The 5,424-nt window shown below is 72.2% G+C and carries 11 protein-coding genes; all 11 read right to left on the reverse strand.

Features of this window, described 5'->3' with window-relative positions; all coding sequences use genetic code 11:
• Window positions 1-887, reverse strand: an 887-nt coding sequence (locus tag C1I95_RS31385) for an HNH endonuclease (protein ID WP_199523995.1), incomplete at its 3' end; no start/stop codon positions are given.
• A gap of 328 nt (window positions 888-1,215) precedes the next feature.
• Window positions 1,216-1,539 (reverse strand): hypothetical protein, encoded by a 324-nt coding sequence (locus C1I95_RS31390; protein WP_111219408.1) that lies wholly within the window; start codon window positions 1,537-1,539, stop codon window positions 1,216-1,218.
• Complete coding sequence (locus C1I95_RS31395) at window positions 1,536-1,715, reverse strand: hypothetical protein (protein ID WP_111219410.1); 180 nt, start codon at window positions 1,713-1,715, stop codon at window positions 1,536-1,538. The genes C1I95_RS31390 and C1I95_RS31395 overlap by 4 nt, the downstream gene beginning before the upstream one ends.
• Window positions 1,705-2,013 (reverse strand): hypothetical protein, encoded by a 309-nt coding sequence (locus C1I95_RS31400; RefSeq protein WP_111219412.1) that lies wholly within the window; start codon window positions 2,011-2,013, stop codon window positions 1,705-1,707. Before C1I95_RS31400 ends, C1I95_RS31395 begins: the two co-directional genes overlap by 11 nt.
• Window positions 2,010-2,390 (reverse strand): DUF7694 domain-containing protein, encoded by a 381-nt coding sequence (locus C1I95_RS31405; RefSeq protein WP_146605917.1) that lies wholly within the window; start codon window positions 2,388-2,390, stop codon window positions 2,010-2,012. The genes C1I95_RS31400 and C1I95_RS31405 overlap by 4 nt, the downstream gene beginning before the upstream one ends.
• Entirely contained in the window at window positions 2,383-2,865 is a 483-nt protein-coding gene (locus tag C1I95_RS31410; RefSeq protein WP_158566509.1) for a hypothetical protein, read from the reverse strand. The genes C1I95_RS31405 and C1I95_RS31410 overlap by 8 nt, the downstream gene beginning before the upstream one ends.
• A gap of 44 nt (window positions 2,866-2,909) precedes the next feature.
• Entirely contained in the window at window positions 2,910-3,113 is a 204-nt protein-coding gene (locus tag C1I95_RS35505) for a hypothetical protein (protein ID WP_158566510.1), read from the reverse strand.
• Window positions 3,114-3,119: 6 nt separating this feature from the next.
• Window positions 3,120-3,287 (reverse strand): hypothetical protein, encoded by a 168-nt coding sequence (locus C1I95_RS35510; RefSeq protein ID WP_158566511.1) that lies wholly within the window; start codon window positions 3,285-3,287, stop codon window positions 3,120-3,122.
• The gene (locus C1I95_RS31415) at window positions 3,284-3,553 is read right to left on the reverse strand and encodes a WhiB family transcriptional regulator (protein WP_199523996.1); all 270 of its coding nucleotides are present in this window, start codon (window positions 3,551-3,553) and stop codon (window positions 3,284-3,286) included. Before C1I95_RS31415 ends, C1I95_RS35510 begins: the two co-directional genes overlap by 4 nt.
• A complete protein-coding gene (locus C1I95_RS31420; RefSeq protein WP_111219418.1) occupies window positions 3,550-4,443 on the reverse strand; it encodes a hypothetical protein in 894 nt (297 codons plus the stop codon). Before C1I95_RS31420 ends, C1I95_RS31415 begins: the two co-directional genes overlap by 4 nt.
• Window positions 4,436-5,424, reverse strand: a 989-nt coding sequence (locus C1I95_RS35515; protein WP_199523997.1) for a hypothetical protein, incomplete at its 5' end; no start/stop codon positions are given. The genes C1I95_RS35515 and C1I95_RS31420, both read right to left, overlap by 8 nt.

A 5,424-nucleotide genomic window follows, 5' to 3' on the forward strand; every position in this document is an offset into this window, starting at 1 on the left:
CCTGTGGAGGGAGCGGTGCCCGTCCCGGCCCGTCCCGTCCCGGGAGACGATGCGACCTGAGTCAGGGCGCTGGTCTCGTCGCTGGTCTGCGGGTATGCGGGTGCGTTGGTGCTGGTCACGGGGTTTGTGTCGGGTGGTGGACTTGGGTCCGGAGCTATGTCCGGACTTAGGTCGGGACTTGGGTCCGGACCTAGGTCGGGACTTAGGTCGGACGTAGGTCCAGGTCCAGGTCCCTCGCTGGCGGGTGGCTGTTCGCCGGGGGCGGGCAGCAGGACCATGCCGGCGGCCTCGGGGGTGCGCTTGCTCTTGCGGCGGTTGCAGCCGCGGCACGCCACGACGAGATTCGACATGCCGTCGGCGACCTCGGGGTCGACGTGGTCGAAGGTCAGGCCGGCGTCAGAGACGCGGTCGGAGTGCTGGCAGGTGCGGCCGCAGTAGCGGCAGATATCCCGATCCCTCGCCCGCACGGCCGCCTTCAGGGCGCCGTTCTTCAACTCCTTGGCCTTGGCCTTGTGGACGTCGTTCTCCGACCGGGACGGGTTGCGGTCGAGGTAGTCGTGGATCAGGAAGTCGAAGTCGTCGACCCACACGCGGCCGGACATGCACTCGCACTGCTCGCCGTCGGCACGACGATGCAGCAGCGGCGCCCGGCCGTAGCGGGCCCGGAACAGGCGCTCGTTGGCCTCTTCCCAACCGAAGAGGTCGAGAATGTCCAGGGTCAGGAAGCCGTCCGAGCGTTCTCCGGAGACCCAGGACAGGACCTGGACCCACACGCCGAGTGCCTCGGCGCGCTGGCGTTTGGCGCGTAGGCCGGTCGCGCCCGGGTCGGCCAGGCCCCGAACCTTGACCGACATGGCCAGCCGGTCGTCGATGCGCCCCCATGGCATTAGCGGCCCCCCGCCCGGCCCAGCCGACTAATGATCAACATCTATGGTTCTCCTGGTATGCCAAAGCGCGGCCACCCACTGAGGTGGCCGCGCCGAGGGGTTGAGCAGGGCGATCAGGGCGGCGAGCAGCGCCGCTACGGTGCAGGCGGGTCCGGAGGATCACCGCCGCTGGTGACGATGCAGGTCCCGTTCGCGCAGTCGATGCAGGTCGAGTTCGCGCAGTCGATGCAGGTCCATTCGTCGCCTACCAAGGTGACTTCGTGACCCGTCTGTTGGACGTGGAACTGGCGGTCGGCCCACCCGGGTTCTGGCCCTTCCGTCGGATCCGTCATCGGTGGACCTCGACGGTCGCCTTCGGGTGTGCGCGGAACGCGTCGGCGAGTTGGCGGAGCGCGTGCAGCAGAGAGTCGTAGTCACCCCACCCGTTCGGCGGGTTCATCGCCTGGTAGGTAGCCGGTTCGTCCTCCATCCGCCGGATCGCGGCGACCAGGATCGGCAGGCACTCGGCGGCGGTCTTGCCCTCAAACTCAGCGAGGTCGGCACCGGCGCGCCGCCACATCGCCCCGCAGTTGCTGGTGTAGTTCCAGCTGCCCCAGACGGTGGCCGGCTCCGGGCCCCCGCTGTCGATCGACAGATGGATGTCGTAGCTCACCAGAGCACCGCCAGGAACTCCGGTACCACGGTCACGACCATGGCCAGCATGATGAGCATGGCCAGGAAGCCGGCCAGAGATGACCAGAGCGCGGAGTCGACCAGCCTCGCGAAGGCCATGAGGAGCCCCGCCGGCACGGCCAGGCCGAGAATGAGCCACAGGATCTCAAGCTCCATCGGTGTCACCACCCGGAGCGGGCTGGGGGCGGGCGCGGCCGGCGAGCACGGCCAGCGACGCGGCGATGGACACCAGCGCGTTGGTGCGCGCCACCTCCATCATCTTTTCCTGGCGGGCCGCCCACTGCTGCGTCACGTGGGGTGCGATGTACCCCTCGTCGAGCTTCTGGGCGACGCGGCGCGTGAACTCGTCGAGGTTCTGCATGTATGTCTCGGCGGCGGCGAGGTGGGCGCATCCCTCGCTCGTCGCGGTCGGCGGCGCGTCGGCCGGCGCGGTGGTGCTGGTCTGGTCGCTCATATCGATCCTGTTCCTTGGGTGAAGTCGGGCAGGCTGGGGTGGCCGTCGAGGCGGCCGAACAGGTGCAGCGCGCGGTCGTGGATGTTGACGTGGTCGGCGGGTGGGGCGAACACCTGATACGCCCACCGGTCGACGAAGACGGCGGCGTGTAGCAGCTTGAGGTCGGCGTAGCTGGGGATCCGGTCGGTCCGGGAGATGGACGCGTGCACCCACTCGACGCCGTCGAGTTGGTCGACGGAGATGAGGATCCGGGCGGTGCCGTCGAGGTGGTCGAAGCGCCAGCCGTCCGGCCCGAACCTCACCGGCGTCGACCAGTTGTCCCGGCCGAGGAGGCGGCGGATCGCGAGGGCGGGGAGGCTCTGCGGCCAGTCAGGCACCGTCACCACCGCCCGCCGGCGCTCGGCCCATGCTCGCGTAGCCGCGCGGCAGGCTGCGCATCGTCAGCGCGATCGACGTGAGCAGCGCCGAGACGTACCGGCCGCGCTCGCGGCCGTCGTCGACGTCGTTGAGTCGCTGCACCTCGGCCTGGAAGGCGTCGAGGTCTCCGGCGGCGCGGGCGCCGATCAGGTCCTGGGCCCACCTGCCGTACGGCGTGGGCGGTTCCTCGCCGACCGCACCGGTGGCGACGTTCCACCCGGCCAGGCGCACCTTGCCGAACTTCGGGTCGCCGCCAACGGCGTGCGCCATGAACGTGTCGCACCAGCCGACCAGGGCGTCCCACAGACCCTCGCCGGTGCACTCGGCGCTGATCCGCTCGACAGCGGCGGAGGCCCGTTGCCAGTTCTGGTCGATCGCCGCGTGCAGGGCGGTGGCCGCCAGGCGCCGCGCCTTGCTGTGGTTCTCGGCTCCCACGTCGTGCTGCTCCTCTGCTCGATCTCGTGTTGCCGGCGGGGCGGTCATGCCGCCGCCGTGGGTTTCGGGTCGTCGTCGACCACGACCAGGTGGCGACGTCGGCGGCCGGGTGAGGGCTGGTCGACGCCGGCGGCGGCACGGGCGGCCAGGGCCCGGGCGACCGGGTGCGGCGGCGCGGGCCGGGGCAGCCGCGGCGACGGCCCGAACCGCTCGCGCAGCAGTTCGTCTCCCAGCTCGTCGCGGGGCACGGCCGCTCACCCCGGCCGGCCCGCGCAGGCCGGGCAGTCCCTGCGGGTGAGCCGGAAGCGGTCACGGCGGCGGGTCGCGTCCACGGTGATGCCGCAGATGTGCGGGTACGGTTCGTCGGCCGGTGCGGGCCGGCCGAGGCGGGCCGTGGCCACCAACCACACACCGCCGCTCACGGCACACCGCCGCGGCGCAGCCGCTTGCGTTCCGCCTGGGTGGTGCCGCCCCACACGCCCCACAGGTAGTCGCCCTGCCGCAGCGCCCATTCCCGGCACCCCGGGCGCAGCGGGCACGGACGGCAGTACACGGTCGCTATCGACACCGCCTCCGCCTCGCTCGACGGGAAGAACCGCTCCGGGTCGTCGACGTCCTTGCACGCCGGCCGCACGTCCGGGTCGTCGAGGAAGTCCGGCGCCTCCGACCGGGTACCGATCGCGCTCACGCCGGATCGTCCGGCAGGCCGGTGGCCGCTATGCGGCGCAGGATGAGTAGCGTCCGGTCGGCCCGGACCGGGTTGATCGCGGACCGGCGGGTGAAGTGGTAGGCGTCGGGGTTGACGTCGCCGCGCCAGTACGTGGCCCGCCAGCTCATCGCGTTGGGGTTGCCGCCGTACCAGCCGGGGGCGGTCTTGACGCCGTAGAGGGTGTGCAGCGGCGACAGTTCCTTGTCGAACCAGGTGACGATCACCGGGGCGGCGAGCAGGGTGCGGATCTGCTCCTCGACGCTGGTCGGGTCGACGGCGCCGGCGGGCACCGCCCGCACCCGAGGGCCAGCGAGCCGGATCGTCGTGTTCACCAGGCGGCGGCCGGTCGTGTCGACCGCGTCCACCCACACCGCGACCGGGTCCAGGTTCTGGCGGCCCGACGGTGCGGGTGGCCGGAGGATCTGCTTGACGCGCACCACGTACGGCGGCAACAGGTCGGAGGCGAGGATCTGGCGGGCCCAGGCGACGACGCCGGCCCGTTCGGCGCCAGCCTTCTCGGCGAGCTCCTGCAGCGACAGGATGCGCGAGCACAGCTGGCACAGGTGCCGGCCGTTGACGCAGGGCAGCGACCGGTCCGGGCGGGCGCCGCAGTCCTCGCACACCCGCGACGCGCTGGCGCGGGCCCGGGCCGCCTCCAACTGGCCGATCGTCGCCGCCGACGGCAGCGTCTCGCCCAGGCTGTACAGGTCGACCACGGTCTTGTGGTCACGCCAGTCCCTGGTTTCGACCCGGGCCCGGACCGGGGCGCCGCCCGGGACCCGGGGCAGGTCCAGATCCGCCAACTGCGACTTGGAGAGAAGGCCGGCGGGCACCTGCCGCCATCCTTCGTAGCAGGGCAGATCAGCCATGGGGGGCCTCCTCGGTGGTGCCGTCGATCGCGTCGCCGGCGCGCATGCCGGCCTGGACGCCGGCGGCGTGCACGGTGGACAGGTGGGCCGGCAGCAGCCGCAGGGCGCACAGGATGTCGAGGACCTGGTCGACGTCGGCGGCGTAGAAGTCGGTCGACGCCTTGCAGTAGCGGCCGGCGTACTCAAGGAACCGGATGTGCAACTCGCCGTCGGGCCACCACTGGACGCTGGCCAGCCTCACCGGCTGCGCGCCGTTCAAGGCAGGCGCCGACGACGAGTACCACAGCTCGTACACGCGTGCCTCGACCCGGGCGCCGCCGCACGCCTTGAGGTGGGCGAGCGCGGCCCGGATCCGGCCGATCTGGGCCAGCGTCAGCGGAGTGGGGGTTACCTCCACCCCGCCCGCCAGGGAAGCGGCAGGCGGGGCGGAGGCTGGAGCGGCGTGGTCGACGGGGCCGCCATCGGCGTGAGCCGTCGTCTCCGCGGCCGCGTCGTCGACGGCCGCTCCATCCACCGGGTTGGACGTGAGGTGTGGCCCGGTGGCCGTCTCGGTGTGCTCGACCGGGCGGACGTACTCCGGGGCGACCTCGGCGACGGCGGCGATGCGCCGGGCCGGGTCGGGCTCGTAGTCGTCGCCGACGCCGGCGAGCGGATCGGTGGCCGGGGCGGAGTCGCGACTCTCCGCCCCAGCCGTGTCCGAGGCCCGGGGGTCGTGGGCCACGGACTCACCCGCCGCGAAACGGGTGGTCTCCTCCTCCGGCCAGCAGGTACGGCACCACACGGCGGAGTACCGCTCGCGTGCCTGCTCGGCTGGCAGAGTCAATCCGTTGCGCGTCGATCGGCTGCACCTGGTCGACGTCTTGGTCTTGAGCGCGTGGCCCGGGATGCCCTTGCGGGCGGCCGCGATCCACACCTGCTCACCCGGCGCCGGGCCGCGCTCCTCGATGACGATCGGCGGGGTCGGGGTCCTGGCTCTTATAC

The sequence above is a fragment of the Micromonospora craterilacus genome (assembly GCF_003236315.1).
Classification (GTDB): Bacteria; Actinomycetota; Actinomycetes; order Mycobacteriales; family Micromonosporaceae; genus Micromonospora; species Micromonospora craterilacus.

What these genes read in the sequence shown, in the direction of transcription:
- C1I95_RS31420 (WP_111219418.1), bottom strand. Translation starts at nt 4,443, where the DNA reads ATGGCTGATCTGCCCTGCTACGAAGGATGGCGGCAGGTGCCCGCCGGC.
- C1I95_RS31400 (WP_111219412.1), bottom strand. Translation starts at nt 2,013, where the DNA reads ATGAGCGACCAGACCAGCACCACCGCGCCGGCCGACGCGCCGCCGACC.
- C1I95_RS31395 (WP_111219410.1), bottom strand. Translation starts at nt 1,715, where the DNA reads ATGGAGCTTGAGATCCTGTGGCTCATTCTCGGCCTGGCCGTGCCGGCG.